Origin of the sequence: Desertihabitans aurantiacus (genome assembly GCF_003344635.1) — a bacterium.
GTDB lineage: Bacteria > Actinomycetota > Actinomycetes > Propionibacteriales > Propionibacteriaceae > Desertihabitans > Desertihabitans aurantiacus.
The window spans coordinates 1-14,999 of sequence record NZ_QPKK01000013.1 but is presented as its reverse complement, the minus strand read 5'-3'; the positions used below and the strand labels follow the sequence as shown (position 1 = coordinate 14,999).

Sequence of the window (14,999 nt, the reverse complement as noted above, 5' to 3'; positions counted from 1 at the left end):
ACGCGGCGGGCCGTCGGGGGACAGCCCACCGCGTCGGCAGGGGTTCGGTGCGCTCAGCGCAGGTCGAAGCGGTCCAGCTCGCTGACCTTCACCCAGGCGGCCACGAAGTCGCGGACGAACTTCTCACCCGCGTCCGCGCTGGCGTAGACCTCCGAGAGCGCGCGCAGCTGGGAGTTCGAGCCGAACACCAGGTCGACCGCGGTGGCGGTCCAGCGCAGCTCACCGGTGGTGGCGTCGCTGATCTCGTAGACGCCGTCCTCGCCGCTCTTCTGCCACTTCGCCCCGGGGGAGAGCAGGTTGACGAAGAAGTCGGTCGTCAGCGCCCCCGGACGCCCGGTGAGGACGCCGTGCGCGGAGCCACCGGCGTTCGCCCCCAGCACCCGCAGACCGCCCAGCAGCACCGTCATCTCCGGTGCGGAGAGGTCGAGCATGTAGGCCTTGTCCAGCAGGAGGGTCTCCGGACGCAGCTTCTGGCCCTCGCCGACCCAGTTGCGGAACCCGTCGGCGCGGGGCTCGAGGTAGCCGACCGCCTCGACGTCGGTCTGCTCCTGGGTGGCGTCGGTCCGTCCCGGACGGAACGGCACGACCACCTCGACACCGGCCTCGCGGGCCGCCTGCTCCACCGCGGCGCAGCCACCGAGCACGACCAGGTCGGCCAGCGAGATGCGCGTGCCGTCGGTCTGGGCGCCGTCGAACTCCTGCTTCAGCCGCTCGAGGGTGGCCAGGGCGTCCTGGACGTCGGCGTGCACCGCCCAGCCGCGCTGCGGCTCCAGCGCGATCCGGGCGCCGTTGGCCCCGCCGCGCTTGTCGGTCTTGCGGAAGGTGGCCGCCGAGGCCCAGGCCAACGAGACCAGCTGGGAGACCGACAGACCGGAGTCGAGCAGGCGCTGCTTGAGCTCGGCCACCCGGGCCTCGTCGACCAGCGGGTGGTCGACGGCCGGCACCGGGTCCTGCCACAGCTGCGGCTCCGGCACCCACGGACCGAGCATGTGCGGCCCCACCGGGCCCATGTCACGGTGCAGCAGCTTGTACCAGGCCTTGGCGAAGGCGGTGGCGAACTCGTCGGGGTTCTCCAGGAAGCGCCGCGAGATCTTCTCGTAGACCGGGTCGACCCGCAGCGCCAGGTCGGTGGTGAGCATGGTGGGCCGGTGCTTCTTCTCGGGGTCGAAGGCGTCGGGGATGATCGCCTCGCCGTCCTTGGCCACCCACTGCTTGGCCCCGGCCGGGCTCTCGGTGAGCTCCCACTCGTGGCCGAAGAGGATCTCGAAGAAGCGGTTGCTCCACTCGGTGGGGCGGTCGGTCCAGGTGACCTCGAGACCGGAGGTGATGGTGTCGCCGCCCTTCCCGCTGCCGTAGCTGCTGAGCCAGCCGAGGCCCTGGGCCTCCAGCGGGGCGCCCTCCGGCTCCGGGCCGACGTGGTCGTCGGCGGGTCCGGCGCCGTGGGTCTTGCCGAAGGTGTGCCCACCGGCGATCAGCGCGACGGTCTCCTCGTCGTTCATCGCCATCCGCTTGAAGGTCTCGCGGATGAACCAGGCGGCCGCCCTGGGGTCGGAGTTGCCGGCCGGGCCCTCGGGGTTGACGTAGATCAGACCCATCTCGGTGGAGCCGACGCCCTCGCTCATCTCCTGCTCGCCGAGGTAGCGCTCGTCGCCGACCCAGGTGTCCTCGGGACCCCAGAAGATCTCCTCGGGCTGCCAGACGTCCTCGCGGCCGAAGGCGAAGCCGAAGGTCTTGAAGCCCATCGACTCCATCGCGACGTTGCCGGCCAGCACGAGCAGGTCGGCCCAGGACAGCGCCTGGCCGTACTTCTGCTTGACCGGCCACAGCAGCCGGCGCGCCTTGTCGAGGTTGGCGTTGTCGGGCCAGCTGTTGAGCGGGGCGAACCGCTGCCCGCCGTCACCGGCGCCGCCACGGCCGTCGTGCACCCGGTAGGTGCCGGCGGCGTGCCAGCTCATCCGGATCATCAGGCCGCCGTAGTGGCCGAAGTCGGCCGGCCACCAGTCCTGCGGGGTGGTGAGCACCTCGACGATGTCGCGCTTGAGCGCCTCGACGTCCAGGGTCGCGAAGGCCTCGCGGTAGCTGAAGTCCGGGCCGAGCGGGTTGCCGGCCGGGTGGTGGGCGTGCAGCACCGACAGGTCGAGCTGGTTGGGCCACCAGTCCTGGTTGGTGCGCGGGCGCGGGTTGACCGGGGTGGGCGAGTCGATCGCGGGGTTCTCGCTCTCGCTGCCGTGGGAGGTGACGCTGCCGTGCGCGACCGGGCAGCCGCCCTCGGTCTTGGCGTCCAGCCCCTGGGCGTTGCCCGGCGTGGGCTCCGGGGCGTCGTTCTGGTCGGTCATGACGGTCCTTCCTCAGGTGGTGACGGGGTCGGGTGCGGAGGAGCAGGAGGCGCACAGGCCGCGGTAGACGACCTCGGCCTGCTCGACGGTGAATCCGTGGGCGTCGTCGGGGGCCAGGCAGGGGGCGGGCCCGACGGCGCAGTCGACGTCGACGATCGTGCCGCAGGAGCGGCACAGCAGGTGGTGGTGGTTGTCGTCCACCCGTGCCTCGTAGCGGGCCACCGAACCCCCGGCGTGCAACCGGCGGACCAGACCCGCGTCGGTGAGCGCGGCGAGCACGTCGTAGACGGCCTGCTGCGACACCTCGGGCAGGGTCTGCCGGGTGCGGTGGAGGAGCTCGGTGGTGTCGGCGTGCGGGGCGGCGTGCACCGCCTGCAGCACCGCCACCCGCGGGCGGGTGACGCGCAACCCGGCTGCCCTCAGCAGCGGGTGCAGCTCCGGCTCGGTGACCACGGCCGCAGTCTGCTGTCTTTTCTGGAACGAGTCAAGAAAAGGATCAGGCCTGCGGTGCCCGGGTCATCGACAGCACGTCCAGCGCCGTGTCGAGCTGCTCCTCGGTGAGGCGTCCCTGCTCGACGAACCCGGACTCGACGACCACCTGGCGGATGGTCTTGCCCTCCTTGAGCGCGGTCTTGGCGACCTTCGCGGCGTTCTCGTAGCCGATGTAGCGGTTGAGCGGGGTGACGATGGAGGGCGAGGACTCCGCCAGCGCCCGGCAGTGCTCCTCGTTGGCGGTGATCCCTGCCACGCAGCGGTCGGCCAGCAGCACGCTGACCGAGGACAGCAGCCGGATCGACTCCAGCAGGTTGCGGGCGATCACCGGCAGCATGACGTTGAGCTCGAAGTTGCCCGCCGCGCCCGCGATGCCGACCGTCGCGTCGTTGCCCATCACCTGGGCGCAGGCCATCAGGGTGGCCTCGCACATCACCGGGTTCACCTTGCCCGGCATGATCGAGGAGCCGGGCTGCAGGTCGGGCAGGGCGATCTCGCCCAGCCCGGCGGTCGGGCCCGAGCCCATCCAGCGCAGGTCGTTGGCGATCTTGGTCAGGCTGACCGCGATGGTGCGCAGCACCCCGGAGGCCTCGACCAGCGCGTCGCGGGCGCCCTGCGCCTCGAAGTGGTCGGCGGCCTCCGTCAGCGGCAGCCCGGTCTGCTCGGCGATGCTGGCGATCACCTTGGCCGCGAACCCGGCCGGCGTGTTGATCCCGGTGCCGACGGCCGTCCCGCCCAGCGGGAGCTCGGCGACCCGGGGGAGCGCGGCACGAACGCGCTCGGCGCCCAGCTCGACCTGACGGGCGTAGCCGCCGAACTCCTGGCCCAGGGTGACCGGCGTGGCGTCCATCAGGTGGGTGCGGCCGCTCTTGACCACCTCGGCGAACTCCGCGGACTTGGTGCGCAGCGTGCCGGCCAGGTGCTCCAGCGCCGGCAGCAGCTCCTCGGTGAGCGAGCGGGTGGCGGCGATGTGGATCGCGCTGGGGAAGACGTCGTTGCTGGACTGGGAGCAGTTGACGTGGTCGTTGGGGTGGACGTCGTGGCCCAGCGCGCGGCTGGCCAGCGTGGAGACCACCTCGTTGGTGTTCATGTTCGACGACGTGCCCGAGCCGGTCTGGAAGACGTCGATGGGGAACTCGGCGTCGTGACGTCCCTCGGCCACCTCGGCGGCCGCCGCGGTGATGGCCGCCGCGATCTCGGCGTCCAGCACCCCCAGCTCGGCGTTGACACCGGCCGCGGCCCCCTTGATGGTGGCCAGCGCGCGGATCAGCGCCGGCTCGATCGGGGTGCCCGAGATCGGGAAGTTCTCCACCGCCCGCTGCGTCTGCGCCCGGTACAGCGCCCGGGCGGGGACCCGCACCTCGCCCATGGTGTCGTGCTCGATGCGGACGTCGGTCTCGGGGTTCTGCGTCGTCATGGCTGCACGATAGCCGTGCCCGAGGGGTCGGCCCGCACGGTGTAGAGGGCGTACTCCAGGCGGTGGCCCTCGCGCTCGACGGGCACCACCTCCTCGGTGGTCGGGCCGAGCTCGGAGAGCCGCTCGCGCAGCTGCGGCGTCCGGTGCTGGCACCACACGACGAGGACGCCGCCGGGGCGCAGCAGCCGGAGCGCAGCGGCCAGCCGCGGCGTCTGGTACAGCTCGGCGTTGCCGGGGTGGATGAGGAAGTCGGGGCCGTTGTCGACGTCCAGCACGACGGCGTCCAGGCTGCCGGGCTCCGCCGTCGCGATCCAGCGGGCCACGTCGTCGACGTGCAACCGGCAGCGGGGGTGGGTGGCCAGCGCACCCAGCTGCGGGGTGACGCCCTCGCGGGCCCACCGCACCAGCGCCGCCTCCAGCTCGACGACCTCCACCCGCCCGGCCCCGGCCTCCAGCAGCGCGGTGGCGGTGTAGCCCAGCCCGAGCCCACCGACCAGCACCCGTCCCAGGGCGCCGTGCTCGGCGACCAGCCCGGCCAGCCGGCGCTCCGAGGCGGTCTCCCGGCTGTCCATCGCGAAGGCGCCGTCGACGACCAGCTCGTGCACCTCGCCGTCGGGCCCGGTGCGCAGCCGCAGCGCCAGCTCGCCGTGCGGGCCGGTGTGCCGGGCCAGAGTGCGCAGCTCCTCCATCCCGGCGACCCTACCGAGGCCGGCTGCGGCACACTGTCGGCGCCAGGGCCTACCATGAACGTGTGTTCGATTCGATCCGCTTCCGCGGGTGGCGCCGTCCGCCACTAGGCTGGCGGTGCCATGGCCGGGCGCCGGTCGGCACGTCGTCGAGGAGGGCAGATGTCGGAGCACCGCCGTTCCCGGTCGGTCGCGCAGACCTTCCTCACCGACCTGCTCGAGAGCCAGCTCGCGGAGTGGCAGAGCCGGGTCGGGGGCCGGAGCGCCAGCGTCGTCGACATCGGCGGCGGCACCGGTGGGCTGGCGGTCGGGCTGGCCGCCCAGGGGCACACGGTGACGGTGGTCGACCCGAGTCCGGACGCGCTGGCCGCGCTGCAGCGGCGTGCCGCCGAGGCCGACCTCACCGACTACATCACGGCCCTGCAGGGCGACACCGGCGATCTGTCCAGCCTGCTCGGGCCGTCCTCGACCGATGTCGTGGTCTGCCACCGGGTGCTGGAGTACCTGCCCGACCCCCGGCAGGGTCTGGCCGACATCGCCGGGGTGCTGCACGAGCAGGGCGCGCTCAGCCTGCTGGTGGCCCAGCGGCACCCGGTGGTGGTCAGCCAGGCGGTCTCCGGCGACTTCGCCCACGCCCGCCGCACCTGGGCCGACGCCCGGATGCTGGACCGGACGCGGGTGCAGCGGCTGCTGGAGGAGGCCGGCTGGGACGTCCGCGCGGTGCACGGGATCGGCGCCATCTCCGAGCACGTGCCCGAACGGCACCTGGAGGGTCCGGACCGCTACCGCGAGCTGCTCGCGCTCGAGCGCGAGGTCAGCGAGGATCCCGCCTTCGCCTCGGTCGCCCCCTGGGTGCACTTCCTCGCCACCCCCGGCTGATCCCGTCCCGCCGGCCGGAGGTGTGGTCGTGAGCCGGGTCGTCATGCACGTCGACATGGACGCCTTCTACGCCTCGGTCGAGCTGCGGCAGCGTCCCGACCTGGTGGGCCGGCCGGTGATCGTCGGCGGGGCGACGCGTGGGGTGGTGCTCTCGGCCACCTACGAGGCCCGCGCCTCCGGCGTCCGCTCGGGCATGTCGGTCGCCGCCGCGCGACGGCTCTGCCCGACGCTGGTCTCGCTGCCGCCGCGGATGGAGGACTACTCCGCGGTGTCCCGCTCGGTGATGGCGGTCTTCGACCGGTTCACCCCCGTGGTCGAGGCGGCCTCGATCGACGAGGCGTTCCTCGACGTCACCGGCAGCCTGCGGATGTTCGGCAGCGCCGTCGCGATCGGGGAGGCCCTGCGGGCGGCGGTGGCCGACGAGCAGCAGATCACCTGCTCGGTGGGGATCGGGCCCAACAAGTTCGTGGCCAAGCTGGCCTCCCAGGCCTGCAAACCCGACGGCCTGCTCGAGGTGCCGGCCGACGGCGTGGTGGAGTTCCTGCACCCGCTGCCGGTGGAGCGGCTGTGGGGTGTGGGGGAGGCGACGGCGCAGAAGCTGCACCGGCTCGGGCTGCGCACCGTAGCCGAGCTGGCCCACACCCCGGAGGAGACGCTGCGACGGGCCTTCGGGCCGCACGCCGGCAGCCACCTGGCCCGGCTGGCCTGGGGTCGCGACGAACGGGTGGTGGTCGGCCGGGCGCCCGAGCGCAGCCTCGGCAGCGAGCACACCCTCCCCGCCGACATCGTCGACCCGGTGCAGGTGCGGCGGGAGCTGCTGCGGATGGCCGACCGGACCGCCACCCGGTTGCGGCGGGCCGGCGTGCTGGGCCGGACCGTCACCATCTCGCTGCGGTTCGCCGACTTCACCTCCCTCACCCGCTCGGCCACCGTGCCCGGGCCCACCGACGTGACCGAGGAGATCTACGCCCAGGCGGTGGCGCTGTATGCCCGCCTCGGGCTGCAGGGGGTGCGGATCCGGCGGGTCGGGGTCCGGGTCGAGGGCCTGGTCGAGCGCGCCGAGGCCTACCGCCAGCCGGAGCTGACCGAGCCGGACCGCGGCTGGCGGGAGGCCGAGGAGGCCATCGACGCCGCCACCCGCCGGTTCGGAGCGGCGGCGGTGCAGCGGGCGGTGCTGACCCGGGCCCGGCCGCCGGAGAACGACGGAGGACGTCCGCAGCGCCTCTCGGAGCAGGTGGTGGAGGGGGCGACGACCCGGCGACGCGGCCCGGCTGGTGCCCGGCCGGAGGATCCGCTGGAACCGGCGTGACCCGGGAGTTTCTTTGCACCCCACCGCGACCTAGACTTTGTTCCGCGAGCCCGGGACGGGCCGTCAAAGGGGACAACCCCCGATCAGTCCGGAGGTGACGGATGGCCCTCTCCGAGGAAGAGCGACGGCTCCTCGAGCAGATGGAGGCCGCGCTCGCGGCCGAGGACCCCAAGCTGGCTCACACGCTGCGCGGCACCAACCGACGAGGGGTGCACCGGCGGCGAGCCGCGCTGGCCGGTGTCGGGTTCTTCGCCGGAGTGGCGCTGCTGCTGGCCGGTCTGCAGACCCAGTGGTGGGTCAGCGTCATCGGGTTCGTGCTGATGTTCGCCTCGGTGGCGGTCGCCGTGACGGCCTGGCGTCCCAGCGAGGACGGCGTCGGGCAGGACAGCCGCCGTCCCGACCCCACCCGCACCCCCGGATCCGGCGGACCGAACGCCGGCTTCATGGACAAGATGGAGGAGCGCTGGCGGCGACGCCAGGACGAGGGTTTCTGACCCGCCTCCTTCCCCGAACCTGACGAGACCCGCGGACGCTGTCCGCGGGTCTCGTGCTTTCCGTGCACCTCCGCACCAGCGCCCGCGTCCGCCCTCCACCCTGCGGTTCGAGGTGATCCCGCACGCCCGGGAGTGCGCCATCACCTCGAACCAGCGGAAGGACCGCGGCGCACCGTCGCCATCGGCGGTTCGAGGTGATGTCGCGCGCCGGGGAGTGCGCCATCACCTCGAACCAGCCGGAGGTGGGGGAGGTGCGGCAGCGCGACGTCAGCGGCGCCAGGGCGGGGTGAGCCTCTCCGGCCAGCGCAGCCGCTCCCAGACGCGCAGCCGCTCCGGCAGCTGCCAGCTCAGCCCGGTGAACAGCGAGCGCGGCCAGATCCAGGCCAGCAGCTTGCTGTCCCAGCTCAGCGGGGCGGTCATCCCGTCCAGCACCTCCTGGGTCAACCCGGTGACGTTGGCGTGGGTCTCCAGGCTGCGGGCGTAGCGGGCCCGCTCGACCAGCTGCGACATCGCCGTCATCGCCCGGCCGGAGCCGGCGTCCAGTCCGCGCGAGACCTCGGCGCCGATGCTGCGTGGCGACCCGCTCGGCCAGGGATGGCCGATGTCGCGGGCGGTGTCGCGCAGCTCGGCCCAAGCCCGTTCCACCCGGTCGACGATCTCGCCGCTGTGGTCCAGCCGGGCCCGCCGGCGACGCAGCCGGAGCACGGCCGGCAGCGACATCAGCGCCAGCACGCCGAGCAGCACGCCACCGGCCAGGGCCACCCGGCCCCACGGGAAACCGCCACCCGGCCCGGCCGGGGCGCTGGCGGAGTCGCTCGGGGTCGGCGAGGGCGGCGGCGGGGTGCTCTCCTCCGCACTCGGCACCGGCTCAGACGACGGGTCGGCACCCTCCTCGGTGGAGGTGCCGCCCTGGTTGGTGCCGGCGATGGTCCACGGCGGGGCGTTGCCGGTGACGACGGCCGGGGTCGGCTCGAAGCGCACCCAGCCCTCGCCCTCGAAGTACAGCTCGGGCCAGGCGTGCATGTCGCGCACCCGCACCTCGAACCCGTTGGCGATCCGCTCGCCCGGCAGGAAGCCCACCGACACCCGGCTGGGGATCCCCACCACGCGGGCCATCACCGCCATCGCGCCGGCGAACTGCTCGCAGTAGCCCCGGCGGTCCTCGACCAGGAAGTCGCTCAGCTGCTCGTAGGTGGTGCCCTGGGCCTGCTCGGTGCTGTAGGTGAAGTCGGAGGAGCGCAGCCACTCCTGCAGCGCCGCGGCTTTGAGCGCCGGTGTGCTCGCGTCGGCGGTCCGCTCCAGGGCCACGTCGATGATCTCCGGCGGCAGGTCCGGCGGCAGCGCGGCGGTGAGGTTCGCATCCACCGGGGCGCCGGCCTCGGCCGTCGACAGCCGCTCGCCGTCGGGCTCGATGTCGAGACTGGTCACCTGGTAGCTGAGGTTGCGGGTCGCCTCCACCCGGTCCTGCCCGGTGGCGAGCATCATCATCGACTGCGGGTCGTAGGCCCACTCGCCCTCCACGCCGACGCTGCGCGGGGCGTAGGGGAGCGGCAGGTACTCCGAGCGGAAGTCACCCACCTGGATCTCGGTGGTCCGCTCGCGGGCCGCCTCGACCGTCAGCCCCGGCGGCGGCGGCAGGGTCGTGCCCGGCTGCAGCGACACCCCGGCGCTCTGCCAGCCCGCGTCGTTGAACACCGGGAGGCTCGCCATCCGCAGGTAGGACCCGCTGGGGGCGTCGGTCTGGTAGGAGAGCACCGTGTAGTTCTCGGGCTGGGTGAGGTTGCGCTTGAGGTCCAGCGTGGGATCGGTCATCTGGATCGGGCCCTGGGCGCCGCGTCCGGCCCCGACCCCCCAGCCCAGCTGGCCCGGCAGCGGCAGCACGGCGCCGATGAGCACGGTCGCCAGCAGCACCGGGACCACCACCATCGCCGCGGCCCGGGCCGCGTAGCCGACGTGCAGGCCCTGGTCGGACTGCGGGTGGTCCGGGGTGCCGACCGCCCGCGGCCACCGGGTGGCCGCGGTCAGCCCCTCGCTCAGCAGCACCACCGCGTAGCCGAGCGCCAGCAGCACGAACGGCCACCAGGTGAGGTCGTCGTTCAGCCCCAGCGCCGGCACCAGGTACAGCGTCAGCGGCGGGGCGATCGCCCAGGCCGGACGCTCGATGCCCTCCACCAGGACGTCGGTGAGCACGGCCACCACGCCGATCGCGCTGACCAGCAGCAGCTTCACGCCCGGGTGGGGGATCATCGGCGCGGCCTGGGTGCGCATGTGCTCGGCCGCGGAGGAGTACAGCCCGCCCACCTGGGCCAGCAGGTTCCCCTCCGTGCCGCCCAGCGACCAGGCGATGCCGGCCACGAACGCGAGCAGCACCAGCGCCTGGACGCCCAGCACCACCCCGTTGCCGAGGCCGATCCGGCGCACCACGGCGCCGACGAGGGTCACCGCGAGCGTGATCACCACACCCAGCGGGATGTAGGAGGTGTCCTGGGTGAGTGGCAGCAGCGTCAGGCTGGCCAGCGTCACCGAGAGGAAGACGGCGACGGCACTGCGGTCGGTGGCACGCATCAGACCAGCTCCCCGAGTCGTTCCAGATCACCCCAGGTGTCGGTCACCGTGCGGGTGCGGTCGGCGGTGACCACCCGCCAGCGGTGCTCGCGCAGCAGCGCGACGGCCCGGGCGTGCTCCTCGCGCACCTCGGCGTCGGCCCGCTCGGAGCGGATGGCGAAGCTGTCGGCGTCCACCACCAGCGCCAGCCCGGCGGCCCTGTTGTGGCGGGTGCGCTCGAGCTGCTCCACCTCGCCGCGGGTCAGCCGGCCGAGCACGGCGACCACCAGCTGGCTGCCCTGGTGCACCAGTGCGGCGTCGATCATCGGGCGCAGCGTGGCCTCGCTGGTGGTGGTGATGTCGGTCAGCTTGTGCACCACGTTGTGGCGGGTGGTCACCTGGTTGCTGCTGAGGTCGCCGACCATGGTCAGCGGGCCGCGGGTCTCCAGCAGGTTGAGCTCGAAGCCGTCGGTGAGGAAGTGCATGGCGACCGAGGCGGCGGCCGAGACCGCCCACTCGAAGGAGGAGTCCTTGCCGTGGCCGCCGTGGGCGCTGGCCCGCGAGTCGAGCATCACCGTGACGCTCGGGTCGAAGGCCTGCTCCTCGCGGCGCACCATCAGCTCCCCGCGGCGGGCGGTGGAGCGCCAGTGCACCCGGCGGACGTCGTCGCCGTGGCGGTACTCGCGCACCAGCACGTCGTCCTGGCCGACCACGCCCAGCCGCTGCGGGCGGGACTCGCCGGTGGCGCCGCCGCCGCCGGCGTTGCGCATCTCCTCCAGCGGGAAGATCCGGGGGGTCACCATCACCTCCGAGGTGGCGTGGAAGGAACGGTCGAGCTGGGCCAGCCCCAGCGGGTCGCTGCTGCGGACCATCAGCGGCCCGGTGCTGTAGCGGCCGCGGACCGAGCCCTGCAGCGGGTAGGTGAACTCGCGGCGCCAGTGGGAGGCCAGCGTCTGCACGGTGAAGCGGGGCCGCACCCCGAGGTGGCGCGGGACGTAGTCCTCGAAGCGGAGGATGCCGTAGGGGATCGGTCCGGTCTTCTCCAGCACCAGCCGCCCCACCGCGGACTCACCGATCGCCATCTGGCTGGGCACCACGGCGCGCTCGCAGGACAGCCGCAGCCGGGTCCGCGCCACCAGGAACGCCGCGGTGAACGGCAGCAGCACCAGCAGCAGCCCGATCCACACGACGTCGCGCTGCCCGATCAGCGCGGCCAGGGCGCCGACGGCCACCCCGGCCACCACGAAGACGCGGCCGCGGAAGGTGAGCAGTCGCCACGGATTCCTCATCACGAGCTCCCCGGGGGTCAGGCCCGTTCGGGGATGGCCACGGTGTGCACGGCCGCGGTGACGACCTCCGACGCGCTGCGGCGAGCCAGCTGCGCCTCGGTGGAGGGCAGCACCCGGTGCGCCAGCACGGGGACGGCCAGGGAGGAGATGTCGTCGGGGGTGACGTAGTCGCGGCGGGCCAGCGCTGCCTGGGCGCGGGCGGCGCGGAGCAGGCTGAGCGAGGAGCGCGGGGAGGCGCCCAGACGGAGGTCGCGGGAGTGCCGGGTCGCGTTCACCACGCCCACCACGTACTCCTTGACCGCCGGCGCCACGTAGACCTCCTTGACCGCCTGGATCAGACCCGTCACGGTCGCGGCGTCGGTGACCGGGCGCAGCTCGGCCAGCGGGTCGGCGGTGCCGTGGTGCTCCAGCATCTCCAGCTCGGCGCTGGCGGTGGGGTAGCCCATCTCGATCCGCGCCATGAACCGGTCGCGCTGGGCCTCGGGCAGTGGGTAGGTGCCCTCCATCTCGATCGGGTTCTGGGTGGCGACGACCATGAACGGCGCGTCCAGCCGGTAGGTGGTGCCGTCCACCGAGACCTGGCGCTCCTCCATCGACTCCAGCAGCGCGGACTGGGTCTTGGGCGAGGCGCGGTTGATCTCGTCACCCACCACGATGTTGGCGAAGATGCCGCCGGGCTTGAACTCGAACTCGCGCCGCTCCTGGTTGTACACCGAGACGCCGGTGATGTCGGAGGGCAGCAGGTCGGGGGTGAACTGCAGCCGTCGCACCGTGCAGTCGATCGAGCGGCCCAGCGCCTTGGCGAGCATGGTCTTGCCGACGCCGGGGACGTCCTCGACCAGCAGGTGCCCCTCGGCCAGCAGCACCACCAGTGCCAGGTCGATGCTGTCGCGCTTGCCCTCGATCACCGTCTCGATCGCGGCGCGCACGCGGCCGGTGACGTCGATGACGTCGTCGAGGGTCTGGGTGGGGGCCGTCTGGCGGACGTGGTCCAGGCTCAACTCTTCCTCCGGGCTCGCACGGGTGGCGGGCCGCCTGCCGGCCCAGACGCTCACTCTACGTGCTCCTCCCTAGACCCCGTCCGGGCGCGAGCCCCCCGGGCCCTGCGGCACCCCGGGGACCCGACGGGGGAGCGAAATGGGGCGCCCGACCGGCGTGGCGTGGCCGAGTGGGGCGAAGTGGAGTACTGTGGAGGAAAGTGGAGCAAGGCGGTGCGAATGTGGGGCGAGGGGGTGCATCCGGGTGTTCCTCGGTACGCACACCCCCAAGCTCGACGAGAAGGGCCGTCTGATCCTCCCGGCGAAGTTCCGCGAGGAGCTGGCCGAGGGGCTGGTCATCACCAGGACGCAGGACCGCGCCCTGGCGATCTACCCCATGGCCACGTTCGTCCGGATGACGTCGGAGATTGCTTCCGCACCGACCAGCGTCAAGCAGGTCCGCGACTACCAGCGCATGCTGGCGGCCGGGGCATCGGACGAGACGCCGGACAAGCAGGGCAGGATCACCATCCCTCCCCACCTGCGCAGCTACGCGGGACTGGAGAAGGACGTGGTCGTGATCGGTGCGATCAATCGGGTCGAGGTCTGGGACGTCCAGACCTGGCAGGAGTACTCCGCTGAGCAGGAGTCGGCGTTCGCCGACATGAACGAGGAGGTGGTCCCCGGTCTCTGACCGGGTCCACGTCCTCACCGATGCAGGGGCCCACACCGTGTGACGCGGTTTCAGCCCGAGGCGCGGACGCCGGCTGGCGCACCTTCCCCGGTGCCAGGCGGCGCTTTCCCACCGCCCTCGGACTGAAACCCCGGTGCACGGCGTGAGCCCGACGTCCGGACCGGGGTCGAGGAGGCAGGGTCGAGGTGAGCAGCAGCGACGGGCCGGGACCGGACGACCGGACCCACGTCCCGGTGATGCAGCGCCGGGTGCTGGAGCTGCTGACCCCGGTGCTCGGCACCGAGGGCGCGGTCTTCGTCGACGGCACCCTCGGACTCGCCGGCCACACCCTCGCCCTGCTCACCGCCTGCCCGGGCAGCCGGGTGATCGGGCTCGACCGCGACCCCGAGGCGCTGGCCCGGGCCGAGCGCCGGCTGGCCCCGGTCGCCGACCGCGTCACCCTGGTGGAGGCCGTCTACGACGAGCTGCCCGAGGTGCTCGACCGGCTCGGTCAGCCGCGGGTGCAGGCGGTGCTGCTCGACCTCGGGCTGTCCTCGCTGCAGATCGACTCCACCGAGCGCGGTTTCGCCTACGCCGTGGACGCCCCCCTCGACATGCGGATGGACGGCCACCAGCCGCTCACCGCCGCCACCGTGGTCAACACCTACCCGGCCGGTGAGCTGGCCCGGGTGCTGCGCACCTACGGCGAGGAGCGCTTCGCCGACCGGATCGCCCGCGCCATCGTCGCCGAGCGCGAGGTGGCGCCGTTCACGACCTCCGCGCGGCTGGTGGAGACCCTCACCCGCGCCATCCCGGCCGCCGCCCGCCGCACCGGCGGGCACCCGGCCAAGCGCACCTTCCAGGCGCTGCGGATCGAGGTCAACCACGAGCTCGCGGCGCTGGAGCGGGTGCTGCCGGCCGCGGTCGACGCGCTCGCCGTCGGTGGGCGGATCGCCGTGCTGGCCTACCACTCGCTGGAGGACCGGATGGTCAAGCGGGTGCTCGCCGCCGCGAGCACCGACACCGCGCCGCCGCACCTGCCGGTGGTGCCCGAGTCGATGCGGGCCGAGCTCCGCCTGCTCACCCGCGGCGCGGAGAAGGCCGACGCCCAGGAGATCCAGGAGAACCCCCGATCCAGCTCGGCCCGGTTGCGGGCCGCCGAGCGCATCAAGGAGGCCGCGTGAGCGCACTGCTGAACGTCGGGCCGCGCCGACCCGACCCGGGTCCGCAGCGGCGACCGCACCTGTCCCCGGTCCCCGCCCCGGTGCGGGCCCGGCTCTCCCGCGTCCCGTTCCTGCTGGTGCTGGCCGCCACCCTCGGCCTGGGCATGGCCGGGCTGCTGGTGCTCAACACCACCGTGCAGACCAACGCGGTGGAGGTGCGGACGCTGCAGCAGCAGCTGACCTCGCTCAGCTACACCGAGGCCGAGCTGAAGACCCAGCTCGACGAGGCGCGCTCGCCCGCGACGCTGGCCACCCGCGCCTCCGACCTCGGCATGCGCCCCAACCCCTACCCGGCCTTCATCGACCTGGAGACCGGCGAGGTCACCGGTGACCCGCAGGAGGTCGAGGGCGACGAGATGGAGAGCCTGGTCACCAAGTCGCAGTCCCGGCTGGCCGCCGAGCGAGCCGCCGCCCAGCAGCGTGCCCAGCAGCAGCGGGCGGAGCAGGCCGCCCAGCAGCAGGCCCAGCGGAAGAAGGAGCAGCAGGCCCAGGCCCAGCGCGAGCAGAAGCGGCAGCAGGAGCAGGAGGACGCCGATGACTGAGCCCCGAAGCCCGCAGCCCGGTCGGCGTCCGCACCCCAGCCGGCGCCCCCGTCCCGCGACGGGCTCCGGCTCGCGCCGCTCCGGCGGTGAGGCCCGTCCCGGCTCCACCGACCGCGGCGCCACCGGCTCGGCCCGCGG

The 14,999-nt window shown here is 73.3% G+C and carries 13 protein-coding genes; 6 read left to right on the top strand and 7 right to left on the bottom strand.

All coding sequences use genetic code 11. From position 1 onward, the window contains the following. Positions 1 to 53: 53 nt before the first annotated feature. Genes katG through DVA66_RS02620 form a run of 4 tightly spaced genes read right to left on the bottom strand, consistent with a single transcriptional unit; the run spans position 54 to position 4,934 of the window. Positions 54 to 2,336: a catalase/peroxidase HPI gene (katG, locus tag DVA66_RS02635; protein ID WP_114558646.1), complete on the bottom strand. Its 2,283-nt coding sequence runs from the start codon at positions 2,334 to 2,336 to the stop codon at positions 54 to 56. A gap of 12 nt (positions 2,337 to 2,348) precedes the next feature. Next, positions 2,349 to 2,789 carry a Fur family transcriptional regulator gene (locus DVA66_RS02630; protein ID WP_114125390.1) on the bottom strand — a complete coding sequence of 147 codons (441 nt, stop codon included), beginning with the start codon at positions 2,787 to 2,789 and terminating at the stop codon, positions 2,349 to 2,351. A gap of 43 nt (positions 2,790 to 2,832) precedes the next feature. Then, positions 2,833 to 4,245 (bottom strand): class II fumarate hydratase, encoded by a 1,413-nt coding sequence (locus tag DVA66_RS02625; RefSeq protein WP_114558645.1) that lies wholly within the window; start codon positions 4,243 to 4,245, stop codon positions 2,833 to 2,835. Continuing rightward, positions 4,242 to 4,934 carry a polyamine aminopropyltransferase gene (locus DVA66_RS02620; protein WP_114558644.1) on the bottom strand — a complete coding sequence of 231 codons (693 nt, stop codon included), beginning with the start codon at positions 4,932 to 4,934 and terminating at the stop codon, positions 4,242 to 4,244. The genes DVA66_RS02625 and DVA66_RS02620 overlap by 4 nt, the downstream gene beginning before the upstream one ends. Before the next feature lie 159 nt (positions 4,935 to 5,093). On the opposite strand from DVA66_RS02620, the gene DVA66_RS02615 reads away from it, so the two are divergent. The 3 genes from DVA66_RS02615 to DVA66_RS02605 all read left to right on the top strand — a co-directional run bounded on the left by DVA66_RS02615 (position 5,094) and on the right by DVA66_RS02605 (position 7,613). Then, the gene (locus DVA66_RS02615) at positions 5,094 to 5,810 is read left to right on the top strand and encodes a methyltransferase (protein WP_157973791.1); all 717 of its coding nucleotides are present in this window, start codon (positions 5,094 to 5,096) and stop codon (positions 5,808 to 5,810) included. Positions 5,811 to 5,838: 28 nt separating this feature from the next. Further along, a complete protein-coding gene (gene dinB / locus DVA66_RS02610) occupies positions 5,839 to 7,119 on the top strand; it encodes a DNA polymerase IV (RefSeq protein WP_232821711.1) in 1,281 nt (426 codons plus the stop codon). Positions 7,120 to 7,220: 101 nt separating this feature from the next. Further along, the gene (locus DVA66_RS02605; RefSeq protein WP_114558642.1) at positions 7,221 to 7,613 is read left to right on the top strand and encodes a DUF3040 domain-containing protein; all 393 of its coding nucleotides are present in this window, start codon (positions 7,221 to 7,223) and stop codon (positions 7,611 to 7,613) included. Between the two features lie 267 nt (positions 7,614 to 7,880). Here the strand turns inward: DVA66_RS02605 and DVA66_RS02600 are convergent, their stop codons facing one another. The 3 genes from DVA66_RS02600 to DVA66_RS02590 are packed head-to-tail and all read right to left on the bottom strand — an operon-like array spanning position 7,881 to position 12,441. After that, positions 7,881 to 10,178 carry a transglutaminase family protein gene (locus tag DVA66_RS02600; RefSeq protein WP_114558641.1) on the bottom strand — a complete coding sequence of 766 codons (2,298 nt, stop codon included), beginning with the start codon at positions 10,176 to 10,178 and terminating at the stop codon, positions 7,881 to 7,883. Further along, positions 10,178 to 11,446 (bottom strand): DUF58 domain-containing protein, encoded by a 1,269-nt coding sequence (locus tag DVA66_RS02595; protein WP_114558640.1) that lies wholly within the window; start codon positions 11,444 to 11,446, stop codon positions 10,178 to 10,180. The genes DVA66_RS02600 and DVA66_RS02595 overlap by 1 nt, the downstream gene beginning before the upstream one ends. Positions 11,447 to 11,463: 17 nt before the next feature. Then, positions 11,464 to 12,441 (bottom strand): AAA family ATPase, encoded by a 978-nt coding sequence (locus DVA66_RS02590; RefSeq protein WP_332872852.1) that lies wholly within the window; start codon positions 12,439 to 12,441, stop codon positions 11,464 to 11,466. Between the two features lie 247 nt (positions 12,442 to 12,688). On the opposite strand from DVA66_RS02590, the gene mraZ reads away from it, so the two are divergent. From mraZ to DVA66_RS02575, 3 genes are all read left to right on the top strand, one after another. Further along, positions 12,689 to 13,117 carry a division/cell wall cluster transcriptional repressor MraZ gene (gene mraZ / locus DVA66_RS02585; RefSeq protein WP_114125382.1) on the top strand — a complete coding sequence of 143 codons (429 nt, stop codon included), beginning with the start codon at positions 12,689 to 12,691 and terminating at the stop codon, positions 13,115 to 13,117. Positions 13,118 to 13,302: 185 nt separating this feature from the next. Continuing rightward, the gene (gene rsmH / locus DVA66_RS02580; protein ID WP_269801583.1) at positions 13,303 to 14,280 is read left to right on the top strand and encodes a 16S rRNA (cytosine(1402)-N(4))-methyltransferase RsmH; all 978 of its coding nucleotides are present in this window, start codon (positions 13,303 to 13,305) and stop codon (positions 14,278 to 14,280) included. After that, positions 14,277 to 14,861: a hypothetical protein gene (locus tag DVA66_RS02575; protein ID WP_114558638.1), complete on the top strand. Its 585-nt coding sequence runs from the start codon at positions 14,277 to 14,279 to the stop codon at positions 14,859 to 14,861. Before rsmH ends, DVA66_RS02575 begins: the two co-directional genes overlap by 4 nt. Positions 14,862 to 14,999: the final 138 nt, after the last annotated feature.

Excerpts from the sequence above, each read along its gene's own strand:
- katG (WP_114558646.1), bottom strand. The coding sequence starts at position 2,336 with ATGACCGACCAGAACGACGCCCCGGAGCCCACGCCGGGCAACGCCCAG.
- DVA66_RS02625 (WP_114558645.1), bottom strand. The coding sequence starts at position 4,245 with ATGACGACGCAGAACCCCGAGACCGACGTCCGCATCGAGCACGACACC.
- DVA66_RS02620 (WP_114558644.1), bottom strand. The coding sequence starts at position 4,934 with ATGGAGGAGCTGCGCACTCTGGCCCGGCACACCGGCCCGCACGGCGAG.
- DVA66_RS02615 (WP_157973791.1), top strand. The coding sequence starts at position 5,094 with ATGTCGGAGCACCGCCGTTCCCGGTCGGTCGCGCAGACCTTCCTCACC.
- DVA66_RS02605 (WP_114558642.1), top strand. The coding sequence starts at position 7,221 with ATGGCCCTCTCCGAGGAAGAGCGACGGCTCCTCGAGCAGATGGAGGCC.
- DVA66_RS02600 (WP_114558641.1), bottom strand. The coding sequence starts at position 10,178 with ATGCGTGCCACCGACCGCAGTGCCGTCGCCGTCTTCCTCTCGGTGACG.
- DVA66_RS02595 (WP_114558640.1), bottom strand. The coding sequence starts at position 11,446 with ATGAGGAATCCGTGGCGACTGCTCACCTTCCGCGGCCGCGTCTTCGTG.